The 18469-nt window shown below is 56.9% G+C and carries 20 protein-coding genes and 1 other annotated feature; of the genes, 11 read left to right on the top strand and 9 right to left on the bottom strand.

The window, feature by feature from the left end; all coding sequences use genetic code 11:
* Positions 1-232 precede the first annotated feature (232 nt).
* Entirely contained in the window at positions 233-727 is a 495-nt protein-coding gene (gene spy / locus FT726_RS17565; RefSeq protein WP_346303150.1) for an ATP-independent periplasmic protein-refolding chaperone Spy, read from the top strand.
* A gap of 78 nt (positions 728-805) precedes the next feature.
* On the opposite strand, the gene cho is transcribed toward spy, so the two are convergent.
* The 3 genes from cho to FT726_RS17550 form a co-directional block, all read right to left on the bottom strand.
* Positions 806-1666, bottom strand: coding sequence for an excinuclease Cho (gene cho / locus FT726_RS17560; RefSeq protein ID WP_058757668.1), 861 nt, complete (start codon positions 1664-1666; stop codon positions 806-808).
* 111 nt (positions 1667-1777) lie between these two features.
* Positions 1778-2605: an ammonia-dependent NAD(+) synthetase gene (nadE, locus tag FT726_RS17555; RefSeq protein ID WP_021506261.1), complete on the bottom strand. Its 828-nt coding sequence runs from the start codon at positions 2603-2605 to the stop codon at positions 1778-1780.
* 117 nt (positions 2606-2722) lie between these two features.
* On the bottom strand, positions 2723-3913 hold the full coding sequence (locus FT726_RS17550) for a multidrug effflux MFS transporter (RefSeq protein ID WP_288422554.1): 1191 nt from the start codon (positions 3911-3913) through the stop codon (positions 2723-2725).
* 192 nt (positions 3914-4105) lie between these two features.
* Between FT726_RS17550 and osmE the strand changes: the two genes are divergently transcribed.
* Positions 4106-4441: an osmotically-inducible lipoprotein OsmE gene (osmE, locus tag FT726_RS17545; protein WP_021506259.1), complete on the top strand. Its 336-nt coding sequence runs from the start codon at positions 4106-4108 to the stop codon at positions 4439-4441.
* Positions 4442-4495: 54 nt separating this feature from the next.
* On the opposite strand, the gene FT726_RS17540 is transcribed toward osmE, so the two are convergent.
* The 4 genes from FT726_RS17540 to hxpB all read right to left on the bottom strand — a co-directional run bounded on the left by FT726_RS17540 (position 4496) and on the right by hxpB (position 8112).
* Positions 4496-4882 (bottom strand): DUF6515 family protein, encoded by a 387-nt coding sequence (locus FT726_RS17540; RefSeq protein ID WP_031279187.1) that lies wholly within the window; start codon positions 4880-4882, stop codon positions 4496-4498.
* A 195-nt stretch (positions 4883-5077) separates the two neighbouring features.
* Positions 5078-6469 carry an L-cystine transporter gene (locus FT726_RS17535; protein ID WP_021506257.1) on the bottom strand — a complete coding sequence of 464 codons (1392 nt, stop codon included), beginning with the start codon at positions 6467-6469 and terminating at the stop codon, positions 5078-5080.
* Positions 6470-6655: 186 nt separating this feature from the next.
* Positions 6656-7243: a metal-dependent hydrolase gene (locus tag FT726_RS17530; RefSeq protein WP_021506256.1), complete on the bottom strand. Its 588-nt coding sequence runs from the start codon at positions 7241-7243 to the stop codon at positions 6656-6658.
* A 200-nt stretch (positions 7244-7443) separates the two neighbouring features.
* Complete coding sequence (gene hxpB / locus FT726_RS17525; RefSeq protein WP_058757670.1) at positions 7444-8112, bottom strand: hexitol phosphatase HxpB; 669 nt, start codon at positions 8110-8112, stop codon at positions 7444-7446.
* Between the two features lie 144 nt (positions 8113-8256).
* On the opposite strand from hxpB, the gene FT726_RS17520 reads away from it, so the two are divergent.
* Complete coding sequence (locus tag FT726_RS17520; protein WP_021506254.1) at positions 8257-8793, top strand: YniB family protein; 537 nt, start codon at positions 8257-8259, stop codon at positions 8791-8793.
* A gap of 4 nt (positions 8794-8797) precedes the next feature.
* Here the strand turns inward: FT726_RS17520 and FT726_RS17515 are convergent, their stop codons facing one another.
* Both FT726_RS17515 and ghoS read right to left on the bottom strand, forming a co-directional pair.
* Complete coding sequence (locus FT726_RS17515) at positions 8798-9691, bottom strand: fructosamine kinase family protein (RefSeq protein WP_058757671.1); 894 nt, start codon at positions 9689-9691, stop codon at positions 8798-8800.
* Between the two features lie 90 nt (positions 9692-9781).
* Positions 9782-10072: a type V toxin-antitoxin system endoribonuclease antitoxin GhoS gene (gene ghoS / locus FT726_RS17510; protein WP_215480239.1), complete on the bottom strand. Its 291-nt coding sequence runs from the start codon at positions 10070-10072 to the stop codon at positions 9782-9784.
* Between the two features lie 332 nt (positions 10073-10404).
* On the opposite strand from ghoS, the gene FT726_RS17505 reads away from it, so the two are divergent.
* The 8 genes from FT726_RS17505 to pheT all read left to right on the top strand — a co-directional run bounded on the left by FT726_RS17505 (position 10405) and on the right by pheT (position 18408).
* Positions 10405-11166: a YdiY family protein gene (locus FT726_RS17505; RefSeq protein WP_031279185.1), complete on the top strand. Its 762-nt coding sequence runs from the start codon at positions 10405-10407 to the stop codon at positions 11164-11166.
* Between the two features lie 246 nt (positions 11167-11412).
* A complete protein-coding gene (gene thrS, locus FT726_RS17500; protein ID WP_021506250.1) occupies positions 11413-13341 on the top strand; it encodes a threonine--tRNA ligase in 1929 nt (642 codons plus the stop codon).
* Positions 13342-13345: 4 nt separating this feature from the next.
* A complete protein-coding gene (gene infC / locus FT726_RS17495) occupies positions 13346-13888 on the top strand; it encodes a translation initiation factor IF-3 (protein WP_058757673.1) in 543 nt (180 codons plus the stop codon).
* 99 nt (positions 13889-13987) lie between these two features.
* Entirely contained in the window at positions 13988-14185 is a 198-nt protein-coding gene (gene rpmI / locus FT726_RS17490; RefSeq protein ID WP_006118955.1) for a 50S ribosomal protein L35, read from the top strand.
* A gap of 168 nt (positions 14186-14353) precedes the next feature.
* Entirely contained in the window at positions 14354-14710 is a 357-nt protein-coding gene (rplT, locus tag FT726_RS17485) for a 50S ribosomal protein L20 (protein WP_010616241.1), read from the top strand.
* A 115-nt stretch (positions 14711-14825) separates the two neighbouring features.
* Positions 14826-14951 (top strand) — a sequence feature (Phe leader region).
* Positions 14831-14875: a pheST operon leader peptide PheM gene (pheM, locus tag FT726_RS17480; RefSeq protein ID WP_121626058.1), complete on the top strand. Its 45-nt coding sequence runs from the start codon at positions 14831-14833 to the stop codon at positions 14873-14875. Its footprint overlaps the feature before it by 45 nt.
* Positions 14952-15022: 71 nt before the next feature.
* Positions 15023-16006, top strand: coding sequence for a phenylalanine--tRNA ligase subunit alpha (gene pheS, locus FT726_RS17475; RefSeq protein ID WP_021506248.1), 984 nt, complete (start codon positions 15023-15025; stop codon positions 16004-16006).
* Positions 16007-16020: 14 nt separating this feature from the next.
* Positions 16021-18408, top strand: coding sequence for a phenylalanine--tRNA ligase subunit beta (gene pheT, locus FT726_RS17470; RefSeq protein WP_346303149.1), 2388 nt, complete (start codon positions 16021-16023; stop codon positions 18406-18408).
* The last annotated feature ends 61 nt before the right edge of the window (positions 18409-18469 follow it).

The raw sequence follows: 18469 nt of genomic DNA, 5'->3' as shown, positions 1-18469 counted from the left end.
CGACAAAGCCATTACACTCCTCCTTAATTCCTGCGCTTTCCCCTTGATCGTCATACTCTTTTGCAATTCCTCACGCATTTCTTCGCAATCTCTCCATGATTGCCCGATATCTGTCTTTTATGCTTGCAGGGCTTTACTCAGCCTCTGAGTAGTTGACGTTCAGCGTCGTATGCTTGTTTCCGAAGACGCGACACAGGCTGTCGTCATTAAACTGAAAAGTAAGGACAATATTATGCGTAAACTGACCTCCCTGTTTCTGGCTACCGCAATGGCTTTCGGCGCCGCCAATATCGTCCATGCTGCGGCTGACAACCTGACGCCGCCGCCAGCGGGCAGTGAAAAACCGATGCACAAGCCGATGCGCCACCACGGCATGGACATGATGTTCAAAGACCTCAACCTGACCGACGCGCAGAAAACCCAGATTCGCGACATCCTGCGTGACAGCCATAAGGACATGAAGCGCCCATCGCTGGAAGAGCGTCGTGCTAACCACAGCATCATCGCATCCGACACCTTTGACCGTGCCAAAGCAGAAGCGCAGGCAGACAAAATGAGCGCCAATGCGAAAGAGCATGCGCTGAAGATGCTGGAAACCCAGAACAAGATCTATAACGTGCTGACGCCAGACCAGAAGAAGCAGTACAACGCCAACTTTGAGGAACGTCTGACAGAAAAAGGCCCGCATGACGGTAAAATGCCGCCACCGCCGGCTGATGGCGAATAAGCCGTTTAGCTCACCGGTTTGAGACCGCCGACGTTGTCCATTGCACACGCTGCTTTGGGCAGCGTCGGCGGTTTTGCGTTACAGCTCAATCAGCGGATAAACGCCGGACAGCAGCGGTCGGCAGAGAATTTTGTAGCCGTCATGGTCGAAGCCGTGACGCGCACGCTGCAGCTGACGCGCTTCCTGCTCACTGCTGACCGATCCCAGCCAGAACCAGTGATCGATGACGTGAATCTGCGTCATCTCCGTCCCGCGCTCCACCATACCCACCGGGCCCTGCCACGGCCAGCATACCACGCGCAGCTGCTCCAGCCCTGCCAGCAGGCGCTGCTGATGCGCCGCCAGCGGTTCCGCCCCGCAGCAGGCACCGGCACAGCGTTTAAGCGCCGCGCGGAAACAGCCGCGCCCCGGCTGCAGGCGCTCTAATCCCAGCAGGCCGTGACACAGGCGCAGCTCATCGGCGAGGCTTTTCAGCTTCTCTAACGCGGCAAAGCGGCTGCGGAATAACCCGTACAGGTCAGGCGAGGAGGAGAAATCGAGATCGCGTGCGTACACCACCTGCGGTGCGCCATCGCCCAGCTGCAGCGAGCACAGCTGGCGGTTTTTGCGCAGGCGCTTATTGAACAGCGGCTGCTGTGTTTTGATCATCTGCGCTTCGAGCAGCTGTGCGCCCACGTCCCCGGCGGTGGGGATCCAGCTGACGCGGCGCGCCTGGCGCAGCATGCTGGCTTCATCCGCCGTGCGAAAATGGGCCATCACCCGGCTGCGCAGGTTGATACTCTTGCCGATGTACAGCGGCAGGTTGTCGTTATCACCGTGGAAAGTGTAAACGCCTGGCTGATTAGGCAAGCCTTCCAGCCACTGACGCAGATGTTCGGGATATTGATAGATAGCCGCCGCATCAAATTCGAGGCGATGGCGGTTTGCTCGTCTGACCAAAGAACGCTCCGCTTACTGGTTGTGCATACAGTATATCAGCGTGCGCGATTTCTCGCCAGCGGGGAGGTGAAGAGGCTGGCTTCCCGCCGGGGGAGCGGGAAGCCGCAGGGATTACTTCTTCCAGAAGTCGTCGAACACGGTGATCGGCGGACGACGTTTATGCTCGGTTTTGGTATACCAGCCTTCAATGATTTTCGCCGCGTCGGCGTCGATGGTTTTGCCTTCGAGGAAATCATCAATCTGCTGATAGGTTACGCCCAGCGCCACTTCATCCTGCAGACCGGGACGATCGTCCTCCAGATCGGCGGTGGGGTGTTTGAGATAGAGGTGTTCCGGGCAGCCGAGCGCTTTCAGCAGCTGTTTGCCCTGGCCTTTGTTGAGGCGGAAAATCGGGTTGATGTCGCTGCCGCCGTCGCCGTACTTGGTAAAGAAGCCGGTCACGGCTTCTGCGGCGTGATCGGTGCCGACCACGACGCCTTTGGTCATGCCGGCAATGCTGTACTGGGCTTTCATGCGTTCGCGCGCTTTCTCGTTACCGCGCACAAAATCCGACAGGGCAATGCCCGCCTCCTGCAGTGCGCGCTCGCTGGCCAGTACCGCTTCTTTGATGTTGACCACCAGCGTGCGATCCGGCTGGATAAATGCCAGCGCATCCTGACAATCCTGCTCGTCAGCCTGCACGCCATACGGCAGGCGCACGGCGATAAAGCTGTAGTCGTGATCGCCGGTCTCTTCACGCAGTTCAGTGATAGCAGTCTGCGCCAGCTTGCCGGTCAGCGTTGAGTCCTGACCGCCGCTGATGCCGAGCACCAGGGTTTTGATAAACGGATGGGCTTTCAGATAGGACTTCAGAAAATCGACGCTGACGCGGATCTCCTGCTGCGGGTCGATAACCGGTTTAACACCCAGGGCCTGAATGATTTCCTGCTGCAGTGACATGAACCTCTCCTCAAGTCGGTAGCCTGACGGCACAATGCGAATCATGTGCTAAAGCTAACGCCTCCGCAGAAAAACAACAAGCCGAACGGCTTGTTGTCCGGTGTTTCTGTTGGCAATTCAGGCGCTTTTTGGTTTCTGCGCCAGCAGCATGAACATCACGATGGCCAGCATAAAGCAGCCAAAGATGGTGGCCGTCATGCTGATGACCGAGGTGCCGCCAAGGCCGGTGATCGGTACGCTGAGCGCGCCGAGCGAGAACATCGCAACGCCGATCACCGCCGAGGCGCTGCCGGCGCGGTGGCCCTGGCTCTGCATCGCCAGCGATGACGCGGTGGTGGCGATCACGCCGTTACTGGCGATGGTGAAGAACAGCGCCACCAGCACCAGCGGCAGCGGCGCGCCGCTCACGCCGGCCAGTAGCAGGCAGCTGGAGGCGACAAACGCCAGCGTCAGGCCGCCCTTCAGCACGCGATATTCGCCCCACAGCGGACAGAGCCGGGCGCTGGTCTGGGAAGCAATCACCAGGCCAATACCGTTCGCCGCAAAGCACAAGCTGAACGCCTGCGGTGACAGGCCGTAAATCTGCTGCAGTACAAACGGCGAGGCGCCGATATAAGCAAACATGCCGGACATCATGAAGCCCTGCGTCAGGCAGAAGCCCATAAACGGCCGGTGGGTGATGACCTGGCCGAGCGCCGCCCAGGCGGAGAAGATCGATCCCTGGCTACGGCGTTCGGCCGGCAGGGTTTCGCGCAGCTTCCAGCGCGCCAGCAGAATCAGCAGCACGGCAATCGCGGCCAGCACTACAAAGATGCCGCGCCAGTTCAGCACTGTCATCAGCGCACCGCCCAGCACCGGCGCACCAATCGGCGCCAGGCCATTCACCAGCATCAGCAGGGCAAAAAAGCGCGTCAGCTCATGGCCGCTATACATATCGCGGGCAATGGCACGCGACAGCACCGCGCCGCCGGCACCGGCCAGCCCTTCAAACAGGCGCGCCACCAGCAGAGCGTGAATATCCTTCGCCAGCGCACAGCCAATTGAGGCGATGAACAGCAGCGCCAGCGACAGCAGCAGCGGACGAATACGGCCAAACTTATCGCTCATCGGACCAAACAGCAGCTGTCCGGCGCCCAGCCCCAGCAGACCGGCGGTCAGACTTAGCTGGGCGGTGGCGGTTTCGGTACCGAGGTCGCGCGCCAGTTCAGGCAGGGCAGGCAGATAGAGATCGATACAAAGCGGCCCGAGCGCGGCGAGCAGGCCGAGCGTGATGGCATAAACCAGCCGGTTAGGGGGTGCAGGTGTCATTGATCCTCTGTGTTATTTTTGGCTTTAAGATGTATCTTGCGCCGCGATTATACGGAGCCGGTGACGGCAACACAGCATCTTTACGTAATCCTGACGCTTCAGAACTGACCGAAAGCACCGCCATTGAGTTGATAAATCTGGAATTATGTTCCAGGCTTAGTGGGACATGGACAAAGTATGAGGAACAACAAGATGAATAAAGTGCTGGGATGTATCGCTGCCGCTATGACGCTGGCAGCCCTGTCTGGTTGTACAACTTACGATCGTGCGGAAAGCTACGTGACTAAGCCTGTGGTGAAGGATGTGAAAAAAGGCATGACGCGTGAACAGGTGCGCCAGATTGCCGGACCGGCGTCAACCGAGATCACCATGGTTCACGCACGGGGTACCTGCCAGACCTACGTGATTGGTGAGCGTGATGGCAAACAGCAGACTTACTTTGTGAGCTATAACGACACTGGTCGCGTCATGAACTACGGCTTCCAGAGCTGTAAGGATTACGATACCGATCCGCAAGCCGCGCAGTAACGGCAGCAGAATAACAAACGGCCCGTCTCAGACGGGCCGTTTTTCTTTGTGCGCTTACAGCCCATACGGCCGCGGCACCTCAATGTAGCTGCCGCTGATCTCGCGCTGATAGTAGTGACCATCCTGCACGTAATAGCGTTTGCCGTTGTAATCCAGAACGCGCATGGCGCTGGCCGGTGGGCCATCCGGTGGCTGGACCACCACGTAGGTGTCGCCCTGCCGCTGGTAGTAGCTACCGTTCAGCAGGTAGTAGGTCAGTCCGCCAATCAGCACGGCGGTCGCGGCCTCCGGCAGAAAACGCAGCGGTCCGGGATGGCCCCAGCGGGGTCCCGGACCACCCCAGTGCGGGCCGGGTCCCGGACCCCAGCCATACGGATGAGCAAAACTTACAGTTGGCGCTATCAGGGTTAACGCCAGCATTGAGGCGATAACGTTTCTCATGGGGGTTCTCCTGCGGTAACTCCCCGCAGCATTCGCCTTTCAGCGCGCAAACTCAAGCAAAAAACCGTCGATTTTGCCTCCGTTTACCATGCTTAACGCTTTCCTGACGTTAGCGCCACGATTGCGGAAAAAAGTGCAGAAAACGGCAAAAAAAACGGCAGGCTTTGCGGCCTGCCGTTACGGGAAAACGGGTAATTAGCGGTGCGCCAGTTCCGCGTGTTCGTCGCTCTCCAGCACTTTTTTGTCGGTCATACCCAGCCAGCGGCTGGTCAGTGAACCGGCGGTCATCGAGCCGTTAACGTTGAGCGCGGTACGGCCCATATCAATCAGCGGTTCGATGGAGATCAGCAATGCCACCAGCGTGACCGGCAGCCCCATCGCCGGCAGGACGATCAGCGCGGCAAAGGTCGCGCCGCCACCGACGCCCGCCACACCGGCTGAGCTCAGCGTGACAATACCGACCAGCGTGGCGATCCATACCGGGTCAAACGGGTTGATGCCCACGGTCGGCGCTACCATCACCGCCAGCATGGTGGGATAGAGGCCGGCACAGCCGTTCTGGCCAATGGTCGCGCCAAATGAGGCCGAGAAGCTGGCGATGGATTCCGGAACGCCCAAACGACGCGTCTGTGTCTCCACGTTCAGCGGAATACTGGCGGCGCTGGAACGGCTGGTGAAGGCAAAGGTAATCACCGGCCAGACTTTACGGAAGAAGCGCAGCGGGTTGATACCGTTGATTGACAGCAGCAGCGCGTGAACGCCAAACATGATCGCGAGGCCGAGATACGAGGCCACCACAAAGCCGCCCAGCTTGATGATGTCCTGGAGGTTGGAACCGGCAACCACTTTGGTCATCAGCGCCAGCACGCCGTAAGGTGTCAGCTTCATGATCAGACGGACCAGCTTCATCACCCAGGATTGCAGGGTATCAATCGCCACCAGCACGCGCTCGCCTTTGGCTTTGTCATCTTTCAGCAGCTGCAGCGCCGCCACGCCGAGGAAAGCAGCGAAAATCACTACGCTGATGATCGACGTTGGATTGGCACCGGCCAGATCGGCAAACGGGTTTTTCGGGATAAAGGAGAGCAGCAGCTGCGGCGTACTGAGATCCGCGACTTTACCAACGTAGTTGCTCTGGATGGCGCTCAGACGCGCGGTTTCCTGCGCGCCCTGTACCAGTCCCTCGGCGCTGAGGTGGAACAGGCCGGTCACCAGCACGCCCACCAGTGCGGAAATGGCGGTGGTAAACAGCAGCACGCCGATGGTCAGCACGCTGATTTTGCCCAGCGACGAGGCGTTATGCAGCCGCGCCACCGCACTGAGGATCGAGGCAAACACCAGTGGCATGACAATCATCTGCAGCAGCTGAACATAGCCGTTGCCGACGATGTTGAACCAGCCAATCGACTCTTTCACCACCGGGCTGTTTTCGCCATAAATGGCCTGCAGTGCCAGGCCAAAGATCACCCCCAGCACCAGGCCGGTCAGCACACGCTTCGACAGGCTCCAGCTCTGGTTGCCGACGCGGTTTAACGCAATCAGCAGCGCGACAAATGCCACGATATTGATGATCAGAGGAATATTCATTGTTAACTCCTGAAGGTCGCCACGCGATCGCGCCGCGTAACCGTAAATAGCAGAGGGATCCTCTGTAACTGTCGCGGCATGGTACCAGTTGGCCCTGCGGGAACAATATATCTAAATCGTCTGGGTTATAACTAAATGGAATTTAAGGCGATTATTTCAGCAATCGCTGGCAGAAGGAAAAACACTTCAGCGCGTACTGCCGTTCACCAGCCGGCCAATGCCGTTCTGCAGGTTGTTGAACAGCTGCTCCGGCCAGCCGTTAGCGCCAAACGACGGCATACCGGGCGGAAACCACAGCGCATAACCTACGAGTGCGAGGCACAGCGCGCGCTCCAGCTGGTTGCCTTGCTGGCTGTTGAGGATAGGCAGGCGAAAGCGCCAGCGGCACGGCCACAGCAGCGGCACGCCGGCGGGCGTCAGCATATCGGCGACAATGTGGCTCAGATAGCCGAGCGTCATGCCCTGCAGGACATCCGCTGGCAGGAACCAGTCAGCCGGCACGTTAATCTGAAACAGCCACAGGCTGACCGCCACCGCCAGCAGGCTATGGGTAAAGCCGCGATGGCCAAAAGCGCGGGCTATCGGCTGCGACAGCCATTTTAGCCGCTGGCCCAGCACCGATTTAGGGTGATCGATATCCGGCAGCAGGCAAGTCAGCAGCGCAGCCGGCACCAGATGCCACCAGTCGGCACTGGCCATCACCGGCGTCAGTTCGGCGCGTTTGGCAAATATCGCACTGGCGATGGCAAAAATGATATGGCCTTCGGCCGTCATGATGGAACCTGGCTGCAAAAACTGTCGATGCATCCAGTATAGGGATTTATCCAGTAAATGAGAACGGTGACGCTGTAACGAAGAGTGAATTTTTTGCTGACCCGCGCCTGAAAAAAGCGCGGGAAATTAACGGTCTGGCTTACTTTTGCACCTGCAACCGGGCGAAACATCCGCCAGGCGTAACGCGCGATGCACACCGATCAGTTAAACAGATGTTCCGCCTGCAGCTGCGTCAGGTTTTCCAGTTGCACATTGGCCAGTGCCCAGCGCGCATCGTGGCGATGTTCGGCGGCAGGCACCACAATGGAACGCATGCGCGCGGCTTTGCTGGCGATCATGCCGTTGAACGAGTCTTCCAGCGCCACGCAGTTGAGCGGATCAACCCCGAGCTTTGCCGCAGCATCCAGATACACCTGTGGATGCGGTTTGCTGTAAGGCAGCGCTTCAGCCGAGGCGAGGGCGCTAAAGTAGTGACGCAGATTGAACATCTCCAGCACGCGTTCCAGCATCGCCAGCGGAGACGCCGAGGCCAGCGCAATCGCCAGTCCCTGTTGCTGACACAGCTGCAGCGCCTGCTCTACGCCAGGCAACAGCGGCCGCGTCTCTTCGACCAGCGCCAGCGCGCGGGCAATAATGCGCTGAGTGACTTCGGCCTGATCCGGCCCGTTCCACGGCAGCGCTTCGTACCACATGCGCACGGTTTGATCGATGCGCAGGCCGAGCGTATCCGGCAGCTCGTGGCGGCGGCTAATATCCACATTCAGGCTGGCAAACACCTCCAGCTCGGCGCGATCCCATAGCGGTTCAGAATCAATCAGTAAGCCATCCATATCAAAAATAGCGGCCAGCACAGGGCGACGATAGGTCATACAACAGCTCCATTGACAGTTTGCCCTACCTTAACATGGGCGGCGGCGAAAACCGACTTACGGCAGGTTACGCATTTTTCAGGAAAATTTGCTGTAGTGCAGGTAGACTTAGGGCAAAACTACTGTTTGTGAAGGGAAGACACCATGACGTATCAACAGGCTGGCCGCATCGCCATCCTCAAGCGAGTGGCTGGCTGGGTGATTTTTATTCCGGCGCTGTTATCCACCCTTATCTCCATCTTAGGCTTCATGTTTAAACACAGCGAAAAGCAGCCCGGCATTGACGCCGTGATGCTCGACTTCGTGCATGTGATGGTGGATATGATTAAGTTCAACACGCCGTTTCTCAATGTGTTCTGGAACAATTCGCCGGTACCGGAGTTCAACGGTGGGGCCAATATTGGCTTCTGGCTGATCTATATCCTGATATTCGTGGGCATCGCTTTGCAGGCCTCGGGCGCACGCATGTGGCGTCAGGCGCGCCATATCAAAGAAGGCATTGAAGACCAGATGATCCTGGAACAGGCGAAGGGCAGCGAAGGGCGCACGCGGGCGCAGCTGGAAGAGAAAATCCATGTGCCGCGCCACACCATTTTGCTGCAGATTTTTCCGCTGTATATTCTGCCGGTGATCATCGCCGTGGCCGGTTACTTCGTGTTGAAACTGCTCGGCATGCTGTAAGACGTCAGGCCGGTCTGACCTGGCGCTGGCCCAGCGCATCCTCCTCCAGCAACTGGCCGATAGCGAACTGCGCTTCGCCGGCCCAGTTGCCGCCAAAGACGTTGGCGCGGTTGAGCAGATAGTAGAGCTGATACACCGGCTGACGCTGCGAGAAGCCTTCCGGCAGCGGCCACACCGCATGATACCCTTCGTAAATCTGGCGCGGCAGATCGGCGTAATAGCTGAGCATCGCCAGGTCGCATTCGCGATCGCCCCAGTAGCAGGCGGGATCGAACAGCCACGGGCCGCTGGCGCTGCCGGCGCAGTTGGCTGGCCACAAATCACCATGCAATAACGACGGTTGCGGATGGTGATTAGCGAGGCTGCGCTGCACGCAATCCACGATCAGCTCCATGTCACCGTAGTGCACGCCTTTCTCCGCCGCCAGCTGCAACTGCCAGCCGATGCGCTGTTCGGCGAAAAATACCGACCATTTGCGTAACCAGCTGTTGGGTTGCGGCGTGGTGGTAATGTTGTTGTCGAAGTCGAGACCAAACTGCGGTTGCTCGCTCCACTGGTGCAGATGGGCCAGCTGCTGGCCGAGCTGGAATGCGCTTTGGGCGTCGAGTGGCTGCGGGGGAATGTATTCCAGCAGCAGAAAGCTGGTGTCACGATCGTTACCGACGCCGTAGACCTTCGGCACGCGCACCGTGTGGGTACGCGCCAGCAGATCAAGCTGGTCGGCTTCCCAGCTGAACAGCGTCAGCATGTCGCGCGTATTGCATTTGACGAACACCTCCAGCTCACCGTAGCGCAGGCGCCACGCCGGATGAATATCGCCACCGGGCAACTCATGACGTTCCGTGATTTCGGCATCGCCGGCGTACTCGCTTAACAGACGACTAATGGCTGACCACATCGGGTAATCCTCTTTATTCGCTGCGTAAGGTCGATTGTAACGCGCAAAACTTGCACAACTCCAGCGGCAATGCGCAATTTGCGGATTGCGTCAGGCTTGCGTTTTGAGAAACGCCTCCAGCGTGGTGACGTCAGCGTCCGGCTGCTGATCGAGCGCCACTGCCGCCAGCCCGGCGGCGTGTTCCGCCAGCGCCTGCTCCTCCAGCGCACTGACAATGCCAAAGCTGTTGGTGCCCAGCTCGTGCGGATGGCCGTCCGCATCGTGTAACGTGGTGCTGTAACCGCCGTTAACCATCGCGCTATTCAGCGCCTGCAGATCGCCAAGACCCCTTTCCTGATAACGGAAGGTGACAACGTAACGCTTGAGATCATGATCGCTCATCTTTTCACCTCATTGTTATCGAACAGATTTCAGCGTAGACCAGCGCCTGCGATAGAGCGAATTCTGCACAATCGCCCGGCGGCGCACAGCGTAAAGTCCTGTCAGGGTCGGCAGAAAATTCTTGTAGCATTTAAGCTGTTATTTGGTTATTTGCCGCCTATAATGCGCGCCGGAAATGGGAAGATTCCCAATCCACAAGCGGTGCCAGCGCAAAACCTGGCGATTCTGGTGCTTTCATACTTTTTTACAAAACTTACCGTAAATTGCATTGATTGCCCGGGAAAATTCTCCAGACTCATCTCTTTTTCAACTGTCGTACGGGTTACCTTTTAATGAAAGCCTTCAATAAGCTGTCCGCTGTTTTGTTGCTCTCCGCCGGAGCATTTTGTCACCAGGCCTTTGCAGATAACGCTGTCTTCACCTCAATGGATGACCCTTCTACGGCAAAAAAACCGTTTGAAGGCACCGCGTCAGCCGGTTACCTGGCACAGACCGGTAACACCACCAGCTCATCGCTGACCGCGTCAACCAGCATGACCTGGTATCAGACCTCAACGGCGTACAGCCTGTGGGGTAACGCCGCGAATACCTCATCCAACGATGAGCGCTCGTCGGAAACCTATAACATCGGTGGCCGTAGCCGTTATAACCTCAACAGCGCTGACTACCTGTTCGGTCAGGCGAGCTGGCTGAGCGACCGCCTGAACGGTTATGATTCACGCGATGTCCTGACCGCCGGTTACGGTCGTCAGATCCTCAACGGTCCGGTGCACTCGCTGCGTGCTGAATTTGGTCCGGGTGTACGTTACGATGACTTCCACGATGGCGGCCACGAAACCAAAGCACTGGGCTACGGCGCGCTGAGCTATCAGTGGCAGCTGACTGACACCACCAAATTCATCCAGGGTGTGTCAGTGCTGAGCAGCTTTGGTGAAGACACCACGCTGAACTCCGAAACCGCACTGCAGGTGGCGATCAACGACCACTTCGCGCTGAAACTGGGCTACAACGTCACCTGGAATAACAATCCGCCAGAATCTGCGCCAGACCGTACCGACACCAAAACCACGGTCCAGCTCTCTTACGCGATGTAAACCAGAGCGCATTGTTACACCGTCGCCCGGCCTGTGCCGCGCGGCGGTTTTTTTTGATCTCTCTTTGGCTTAGCGCATTTCTTCGCGGGTTTTGCTCACTGCGGAAAGCTGTTATCATCGTTGCCGCTTTACGCGCCTGGCGTCATTCCGACAGTGTGGGTCTGACATCGCGCCAGGTTAACTAAACAAAACTCAGTGTTGCATGTAGGCTTTCGTGTGGCTTACCACTGCAATTAAGGATATGAAATGCCAGTAATTACTCTTCCTGATGGCAGCCAGCGCGTATTTGACCGTCCGGTCAGCGTGATGGACATTGCGCTGGATATCGGTCCGGGTCTGGCGAAAGCCTGCATTGCCGGTCGCGTCAATGGCGAACTGGTGGATGCGGTTGATCCGATCACCAGCGATGCGCAGGTCGCTATCATCACCGCGAAAGATGAAGCCGGTCTGGAAATTATTCGTCACTCCTGTGCGCACCTGTTAGGGCATGCGATCAAACAGCTGTGGCCGAATACCAAAATGGCCATCGGTCCGGTTATCGATAACGGCTTCTATTATGATGTCGATCTCGACCATACGCTGACCCAGGAAGATCTTGAGCTGCTGGAAAAGCGCATGCACCAGCTGGCTGAGACCAATTACGACGTTGTGAAGAAGAAGGTGAGCTGGCAGGAAGCGCGTGACGTGTTTGCCGCGCGGGGCGAAAGCTACAAAACCACTATTCTCGACGAAAACATCAGCCATGACGATCGTCCTGGCCTGTATCACCATGAAGAATACATTGACATGTGCCGCGGTCCGCACGTGCCGAATATGCGTTTCTGCCATCATTTTAAACTGCAGAAAATCTCCGGAGCCTACTGGCGCGGCAACAGCGACAACAAAATGCTGCAGCGTATTTACGGTACGGCCTGGGCAGACAAGAAACAGCTGGCGGCGTATCTGCAGCGCCTGGAAGAGGCCGCGAAGCGCGATCACCGTAAAATCGGTAAGCAGCTCGATCTCTACCATATGCAGGAAGAAGCACCGGGTATGGTATTCTGGCACAATGACGGCTGGACCATCTTCCGCGAGCTGGAAGTGTTTGTGCGCACCAAGCTGAAAGAGTACGACTACCAGGAAGTGAAAGGTCCGTTCATGATGGACCGCGTGCTGTGGGAAAAAACCGGGCACTGGGACAACTACAAAGAAGCGATGTTCACCACCTCTTCAGAGAACCGTGAATACTGCATCAAACCGATGAACTGTCCGGGTCACGTGCAGATCTTTAACCAGGGTCTGAAATCGTACCGCGACCTGCCGCTGCGTATGGCGGAGTTCGGTAGCTGTCACCGTAACGAACCGTCAGGTGCGTTGCACGGTCTGATGCGCGTGCGCGGCTTTACCCAGGATGACGCCCACATCTTCTGTACTGAAGATCAGGTGCGTGATGAAGTGAACAGCTGCATCCGCATGGTCTATGACATGTACAGCACCTTCGGTTTTGAAAAAATCGTGGTGAAACTGTCGACGCGCCCTGAGAAGCGCATTGGCAGCGATGAGATGTGGGATCGTGCCGAAGTGGACCTCGCCGAAGCGCTGAAAGAGAACAACATTCCGTTCGAATATCAGCCGGGTGAAGGCGCCTTCTACGGCCCGAAAATTGAGTTTACGCTGCACGATTGTCTCGACCGCGCCTGGCAGTGCGGCACCGTTCAGCTAGACTTCTCCCTGCCGAAACGTCTGGACGCCACCTACGTGGGCGAAACCAACGATCGTCAGACGCCAGTGATGATTCACCGTGCGATTCTGGGTTCGATGGAGCGCTTCATCGGGATTCTGACCGAAGAGTTCGCCGGTTTCTTCCCGAGCTGGCTGGCGCCGGTACAGGCAGTGGTGATGAATATCACCGACGGCCAGGCAGAATATGTCAGTGAATTGACGAAGAAATTGCAGAATGCTGGCATTCGTGTCAAAGCAGACTTGAGAAACGAGAAGATAGGCTTTAAAATCCGCGAGCACACATTACGTCGCGTCCCTTACATGCTGGTCTGCGGTGAGAAAGAGGTGGAAGCAGGCAAGGTTGCCGTGCGCACCCGCCGTGGTAAAGACCTCGGGAGCATGGACGTAGATGTGTTTGTTGAGAAGCTGCAACAAGAGATTCGCAGCCGACATCTTCACCAATTAGAGGAATAAGGTTATTAAAGGCGGAAAACGAGTACAACCGACGCGTCCGAACCGTATCAACGGCGAAATCCGTGCCACCGAAGTGCGCTTAACTGGCGTAGACGGCGAGCAACTTGGCATTGTCTCACTGCGCGAAGCGATTGAGAAAGCAGAAGAAGCTGGCGTAGATTTAGTTGAAATTAGCCCGAACGCCGAACCGCCGGTTTGCCGCATTATGGATTACGGCAAGTTCCTTTATGAAAAGAGCAAATCTTCTAAGGAACAGAAGAAGAAGCAAAAAGTTATCCAGGTTAAGGAAATCAAATTCCGTCCTGGTACCGATGAAGGCGACTATCAGGTAAAACTCCGCAGCCTGATTCGTTTTCTGGAAGAGGGCGATAAAGCCAAAATCACGCTGCGTTTCCGTGGTCGTGAGATGGCGCACCAACAGATCGGTATGGAAGTGCTTAACCGCGTGAAAGAAGATCTGAATGAACTGGCAGTGGTCGAATCCTTCCCGACGAAGATCGAAGGCCGCCAGATGATTATGGTGCTCGCACCTAAGAAGAAACAGTAGGCTTTCAAGTAATAATGCCGCGTAGCGTTCGCGCTGCGCGGATTTTTATTCGCCTGTCTGGTTCATTTTATTAACAATGCGAAGTGGATATTTGTAAAAATGCCAAAGATTAAAACTGTACGTGGCGCCGCAAAGCGCTTCAAGAAGACCGCTTCTGGCGGCTTCAAGCGTAAGCACGCAAACCTGCGTCATATTCTGACTAAAAAGTCTACTAAGCGTAAACGTCACCTGCGTCCAAAAGGCATGGTGTCTAAAGGCGATCTGGGTCTGGTTGTTGCCTGCCTGCCGTACGCATAAGTTAACCCTTTTTTAATTCCCCGATAGATTTCGGGTTGCAGTCAGGCGGCAACGGAATGAATCCTGGAGCTTACATCAGTAAGTGACTGGGATGAATGAAGGCAGCCAACGCCACTGCGGCACGAGAGATGATGGGGAAATCACAGAATATGATATAGGAGAGCTCACATGGCTCGCGTAAAACGTGGTGTAATTGCTCGCGCACGTCACAAGAAAATCTTAAAACAAGCTAAAGGCTACTATGGTGCACGTTCACGTGTTTACCGCGTTGCCTTCCAGGCTGTTATCAAAGCTGGTCAGTATGCTTACCGCGACCGTCGTCAGCGTAAGCGTCAGTTCCGTCAGCTGTGGATCGCACGTATCAACGCTGCGGCGCGTCAGAACGGTATCTCTTACAGCCGTTTCATCAATGGCCTGAAAAAAGCGTCCATTGAAATCGACCGTAAAATCCTCGCTGACATCGCTGTATTCGACAAAGTGGCATTCACTGCACTGGTTGAAAAAGCAAAATCAGCTCTGGCGTAAGTCAGGTAAAAAAGGGAGCTTGCTCCCTTTTTTATTGCCTGCAACCCACGCAAATGATTGACATTTTAGCCGCAGGGCATTTCAATAGTGCGGTTTCTATCAAGACAAGGTAACGCAAGCATGCACGCTGCTATTTTCCGTTTCTTTTTTTACTTTAGCGCCTGATCGTCAGGGGCTTTTGCGCATAAGAAAAGAAACGAAAAATCGCGCTGAAAGCCTCCCTCGTGGAGGCTTTTTTGTTTCCGGCGACACTTAATCGGATCGCACGATCCCAACGAGAACTGACCAGCCCGGCTGGAAGAAGAGGAAATCATGTCCCAACTCGCAGACCTGGTGGCCCGTGCCACGGCCGCCATCGACGAGGCGTCGGATATCGCCGCCCTGGACGCCGTGCGCGTCGAATTTCTGGGTAAAAAAGGGCACCTGACGCTGCAAATGACCACCCTGCGTGAACTGCCGGCGGAAGAGCGCCCGGCGGCCGGTGCGGTCATCAACGATGCCAAACAGCAGGTACAGGACCGTCTCAACGCGCGTAAAGATACGCTGGAAAGCGCGGCACTGAATGCCCGCCTGGCGGCAGAGACTATTGACGTATCGCTGCCGGGACGCCGTATCGAGAACGGCGGTCTGCATCCGGTGACCCGCACCATCGATCGTATCGAAACCTTTTTCGGCGAGTTGGGTTTCGCGGTGGCGACCGGTCCGGAAATTGAAGACGATTATCACAACTTTGATGCGCTGAATATTCCGGGCCATCACCCGGCGCGCGCCGATCACGACACCTTCTGGTTCGATGCCACGCGCCTGCTGCGCACCCAGACCTCCGGCGTGCAGATCCGCACCATGAAAAATCAGCAGCCGCCGATTCGTATCATCGCGCCGGGCCGCGTTTACCGTAACGATTACGATCAGACGCACACCCCGATGTTCCATCAGATGGAAGGTCTGATTGTCGATAAAGACATCAGCTTCACCAATCTGAAAGGCACGCTGCATGACTTCCTGAACAACTTCTTCGAAGAGAACCTGCAGATTCGCTTCCGCCCGTCCTATTTCCCGTTCACCGAACCGTCAGCGGAAGTGGACGTGATGGGTAAAAACGGTAAATGGCTGGAAGTGCTGGGCTGCGGCATGGTGCATCCAAACGTACTGCGCAACGTGGGCATCGATCCGGAAATCTACTCCGGCTTCGCCTTCGGGATGGGCATGGAGCGTCTGACCATGCTGCGCTACGGTGTGACCGATCTGCGCGCCTTCTTCGAAAACGATTTACGTTTCCTCAAACAATTTAAATAAGGGCAGGTTATCCAATGAAATTCAGTGAACTCTGGTTACGCGAATGGGTAAATCCAGCCCTGGACAGCGCCGCGCTGTCTGAGCAAATCACCATGGCCGGTCTGGAAGTCGACGGCGTCGACCCGGTGGCAGGGGCGTTTCATGGCGTCGTGGTGGGTGAAGTGGTGGAGTGCGGCCAGCACCCGAACGCCGACAAATTGCGCGTCACCAAAATCAACGTCGGTGGCGATCGCCTGCTGGATATCGTCTGCGGCGCGCCAAACTGCCGTCAGGGCCTGAAAGTGGCGGTGGCGACTGTTGGTGCCGTGCTGCCAGGCGATTTCAAAATCAAAGCGGCAAAACTGCGCGGTGAGCCGTCAGAAGGCATGCTGTGCTCGTTCTCCGAGCTGGGGATTTCTGACGATCACAACGGTATTATCGAGCTGCCAGCCGATGCGCCGGTGGGCACCGATATTCGCCAGTACCTGCAGCTGGATGACAACACCATCGAAATCAGCGTGACGCCAAACCGTGCCGACTGTCTGGGCATCATCGGTATCGCGCGTGACGTGGCGGTGATTAATGGCCTGCCGCTGCAGGCGCCGGTCATCGAGCCGGTTAAAGCCACCATTAGCGACACCTTCCCGATTCGCGTTGACGCCACCGATGCCTGTCCGCGCTACCTGGGCCGCGTGGTAAAAGGCGTAAACGTGAAAGCTGAAACGCCGCTGTGGATGCGCGAAAAACTGCGCCGCTGCGGTATCCGTTCGATCGATCCGGTGGTGGATATCACTAACTACGTGCTGCTGGAGCTCGGTCAGCCGATGCACGCCTTCGATCTCGACCGCATTGACGGCGGTATCGTGGTGCGCATGGCGAAAGAGGGGGAAACCCTGACGCTGCTCGACGGCAGCGAAGCGACCCTCCACAGCGATACGCTGGTGATTGCTGATCACCACAAAGCGCTGGCGATGGGTGGCATCTTCGGCGGTGAGCACTCCGGCGTCAACGAAGCGACGCAGAACGTGCTGTTTGAGTGCGCGTTCTTCGATCCGCTGGCGATCACCGGTCGTGCGCGTCGTCATGGTCTGCATACCGATGCTTCCCACCGCTACGAGCGCGGTGTCGATCCAGCGCTGCAGCATAAGGCGCTGGAGCGCGCCACTCAGCTGCTGCTGGCGATTTGCGGCGGCGAAGCCGGACCGGTTATCGATCAGACCGATGCCAGCAAACTGCCGGCGCGCGCTACCATTACGCTGCGCCGTGAGAAGCTGGACCGCCTGATTGGCCACGTCATTGCGGATGAGCAGGTGACCGATATCCTGACCCGTCTCGGCTGTGACGTCACCGTCGGCAACGGCGAATGGCAGGCCGTCGCCCCGAGCTGGCGCTTCGATATGGCCATCGAAGAAGACCTGGTCGAAGAAGTGGCGCGCGTATACGGCTACAACAACATTCCGGATGTGCCGGTGAAAGCCAGCCTGCTGATGACCCAGCACCGTGAAGCCGATCTGTCGCTGAAGCGTGCCAAAAACCTGCTGGTGGATAAAGGCTATCAGGAAGCGATTACCTACAGCTTTGTCGATCCGAAAGTGCAGCAGCTGCTGCATCCGGGCGAAGAAGCGCTGATTCTGCCCAGCCCGATTTCCAGCGATATGTCGGCGATGCGCCTGTCGCTGTGGACCGGTCTGCTCGGCGCCGTGGTGTATAACCAGAACCGTCAGCAGAGCCGCGTGCGCCTGTTTGAGAGCGGTTTACGCTTTGTGCCTGATACGCAGGCCGATCTCGGCATCCGTCAGGATCTTATGCTGGCGGGCGTGCTGAGCGGTAACCGCTACGAAGAGCACTGGGATCTGGCGCGCCAGACGGTTGACTTCTATGATTTGAAAGGCGATTTAGAGTCGCTGCTGGATTTGACCGGTAAACTCGACGCGATTGCGTTCCGTGCAGAAGCCAATCCGGCGCTGCATCCGGGACAGAGTGCAGGCATTTATTTAGCCGGCGAACGAATCGGATTTATCGGGGTGGTTCATCCGGAGCTGGAACGTAAGCTGGATCTTAACGGCCGCACCTTAGTGTTTGAACTGCTTTGGAATAAGGTCGCAGACCGCGTCCTGCCTGACGCGCGCGAGATCTCACGCTTCCCGGCAAACCGCCGTGACATCGCTGTGGTAGTGGCTGAAAATGTGCCCGCAGCAGATATCATCGCGGAGTGTAAGAAAGTTGGCGTAAATCAGGTAGTTGGCGTAAACTTGTTTGACGTGTACCGTGGTAAGGGCGTAAACGAGGGTGAAAAGAGCCTCGCGATTAGCCTGATTTTGCAGGATACCAGCCGGACACTCGAAGAAGAGGAGATTGCTGCGACCGTTGCCAAATGCGTTGCAGCATTAAAAGAGCGATTCCAGGCAACCTTGAGGGATTGAACCTATGGCGCTTACAAAAGCTGAAATGTCAGAGTACCTGTTTGAAAAACTCGGGTTGAGC

It is taken from the genome of Pantoea sp. Morm, assembly GCF_016643525.1.
Lineage (GTDB): Bacteria > Pseudomonadota > Gammaproteobacteria > Enterobacterales > Enterobacteriaceae > Pantoea > Pantoea dispersa.
This window is presented reverse-complemented; position numbering and strand designations above follow the sequence as displayed.